Annotated in this window: 3 protein-coding genes and 1 pseudogene; all 4 read left to right on the forward strand. The window is 41.4% G+C overall.

Annotated elements, in window-relative coordinates; translation table 11 throughout:
* A pseudogene (locus ABI367_RS03440) lies at positions 1 to 239 on the forward strand (type IX secretion/gliding motility protein PorT/SprT); the annotation flags it as partial.
* An 85-nt stretch (positions 240 to 324) separates the two neighbouring features.
* Positions 325 to 1,086 carry an SDR family NAD(P)-dependent oxidoreductase gene (locus tag ABI367_RS03445; RefSeq protein WP_462227336.1) on the forward strand — a complete coding sequence of 254 codons (762 nt, stop codon included), beginning with the start codon at positions 325 to 327 and terminating at the stop codon, positions 1,084 to 1,086.
* A gap of 96 nt (positions 1,087 to 1,182) precedes the next feature.
* Positions 1,183 to 1,632: a GatB/YqeY domain-containing protein gene (locus tag ABI367_RS03450; protein ID WP_462227337.1), complete on the forward strand. Its 450-nt coding sequence runs from the start codon at positions 1,183 to 1,185 to the stop codon at positions 1,630 to 1,632.
* A 107-nt stretch (positions 1,633 to 1,739) separates the two neighbouring features.
* Positions 1,740 to 2,501 (forward strand): alpha/beta fold hydrolase, encoded by a 762-nt coding sequence (locus ABI367_RS03455; RefSeq protein ID WP_462227338.1) that lies wholly within the window; start codon positions 1,740 to 1,742, stop codon positions 2,499 to 2,501.
* Positions 2,502 to 2,617 lie beyond the last annotated feature (116 nt).

The following is a 2,617-nucleotide window of genomic DNA, read 5'->3' on the forward strand; positions in this document are numbered from 1 at the left end:
AATATAATACGGATATCAATTTAGCGCCTATTGATAAGATAGTAAAAAACGTTAACCGCTTTAACTCGTACGATGTGGGTCTGGGCTGCGAGATATACTTCGAGTTTTTTAAGCTTACGCCCGAAATAAAGTTATCTAACTCGTTTGGCGATGTGCTGCTGCATGATAACAGCGCGTTTTCAAGTCCAATTGAAAAGCTGTCGTTACATACCATTATGTTCAGTTTGTATTTTGAGTAGGGTGAGCCAACCAACGGATTATTTAAACTAACACCACTATTGTCGCCGAAAAAATATAATTTCGCAGAGCATTTGTACAACTACCATGGCTAAGATTGCATTAATTACGGGCGCTACATCAGGTATTGGCGAAGCATGTGCGCATGTATTTGCCCGCGAACGTTATGACCTGGTGCTTACCGGCCGAAGGCTTGACCGTTTAGAAAAACTGGCTGCTCATTTAAATTCGGAGTATAATGCCGAAGTAGCCATATCATCATTTGATGTGCGAAACCGCGAAGAGGTAATAACCAATTTAGAGCAATTGCCTCCCGAATGGAAGAAGGTTGATGTACTGGTTAACAACGCGGGTTTAAGCAGGGGTCTTGATCCCTTGCAAAACGGCAGTTATGATGATTGGGAAACCATGATAGATACCAATGTAAAAGGTTTATTATATGTAAGCCGCGTGGTATCAAACTGGATGATAAACAATGGTGCCGGCCATATTATTAATATAGGCTCAATAGCCGCTAAAGAAGTGTATGCCAATGGCAATGTATATTGTGCCACTAAATTCGCGGTCGATGCGTTAAACAAAGGTATGCGTATTGATTTACTGCCGTATGGCATCAGGGTTACAGCCATACATCCGGGCGCTGTTGAAACAGAATTTTCGGAGGTGCGTTTTAATGGTGATAAGGAGCGGGCAAAAAAAGTTTACGATGGCTTTGAACCCTTAGTTGCTGAGGATGTTGCCGAAACGATATGGTTTGCCGCGTCGCGCCCGGCGCATGTAAATATTAATGAATTGATAATAACGCCAACCGCACAGGCGGGGGTGAATAATTTATTTAGAAAAAGTTAAGTCGGAAAGTCGGGAAGACCGAAAGTCCGAAAGATATTAAATAATAATCCTTCCGGACTTTCGGTCTTCCCGACTTTCCGGACAAAAATAAAAGCTATGTCGTTAATCACACAAATTGATCAGGATATAAAACAAGCCATGCTGGCCAAACAACCCGATAGGTTACAGGCCTTAAGGGCCATTAAATCTGCCTTGCTTTTGGCTAAAACCGAAAAAGGCGCGGCCGAAGAGTTAACCCAGGAAGCAGAAATAAAGGTTTTGCAAAAGCTGGTTAAGCAGCGCAAAGAGTCGGCTGATATTTATAAAACGCAAAACAGGGAGGACCTGTATATGATAGAAATGGCCGAAATGCACGTAATTGAACCTTATCTGCCACAGCAAATGACCAGGTTTGAAATAGAAGGCGCTGTGCAGGATATTATTACCCGTTTAGGTGCAACATCTACACAGGATATGGGTAAGGTAATGGGTTTAGCCAGTAAAGAGATGGCAGGCCAGGCCGATGGTAAAACCATATCAGAAGTGGTGCGGCAGTTATTAGGATAAATATTTTATTGCTACTGAGCAGTTATTGGTTATTTTTATTGCAATAATTATACTTTAGGCCCAAAATATTGGGTGATATTTGAAACTTGAACAATTACAATTGATATATGAATTTTGTGCTTAAACAGGAACGCGGCTTTAAATACATTGATGAGGGCCAGGGTGAGGTGTTGTTACTGTTGCATGGTTTAATGGGTGGCTTAAGTAATTGGGAAGAAGTAATAGCGCATTTTAGCAAAACCCATAGGGTAATATTGCCTATGCTGCCGGTGTATGACCTGCCTGTGCTTACCACGGGCGTAAAAACGCTATCTAAGTTTTTAAATAAATTTATTAAATATAAAAAGCTTGAAAACGTTACCATTTTAGGTAACTCGCTTGGGGGGCATGTGGGGCTTATATACGTTTTGGCACACCAGGACAATGTAAAAGCGCTGGTTTTAGCAGGCAGTTCGGGTTTGTATGAAAACGCCTTTGGCGGCTCGTTTCCGCGCCGCGAAAATTATGAGTTTGTAAAAGAGCGTGTGCAATATACTTTTTACGACCCCGCAACCGCTACTGACGAACTGATTGATGAGGTTTATAAACTGGTTAATGACCGTCACAGTGTAATTAGGCTATTGGCTATGGCAAAATCGGCCATACGCCATAATATGAAAAATGATCTGCATAAAATACACATACCCGTGGCATTGATATGGGGTAAAAACGATAAAATAACCCCACCCGAAGTTGCGGTAGAGTTTAATGAAATGCTGCCCGATTGCGAACTAAACTGGATAGACCATTGTGGCCATGCGCCTATGATGGAACATCCTGCTGAATTTAATCGTATATTAAAGGAGTTTTTAGATAAAAAACATTTATAATGCTGGCAATTGAACTCATATCTGACGCTATTCCACCGGTTCATACTTCTGATACTATACAGAAGGTGTTGGATCGTATGGTTGAATTTCGTGTCAGGCATTTGCCCATTGTTAAT

The sequence above is a fragment of the Mucilaginibacter sp. genome, from assembly GCF_039935595.1.
Classification (GTDB): Bacteria; Bacteroidota; Bacteroidia; order Sphingobacteriales; family Sphingobacteriaceae; genus Mucilaginibacter.

Coding starts and splice junctions, on each gene's coding strand:
- ABI367_RS03445 (WP_462227336.1), top strand. CDS start 325: ATGGCTAAGATTGCATTAATTACGGGCGCTACATCAGGTATTGGCGAA.
- ABI367_RS03450 (WP_462227337.1), top strand. CDS start 1,183: ATGTCGTTAATCACACAAATTGATCAGGATATAAAACAAGCCATGCTG.
- ABI367_RS03455 (WP_462227338.1), top strand. CDS start 1,740: ATGAATTTTGTGCTTAAACAGGAACGCGGCTTTAAATACATTGATGAG.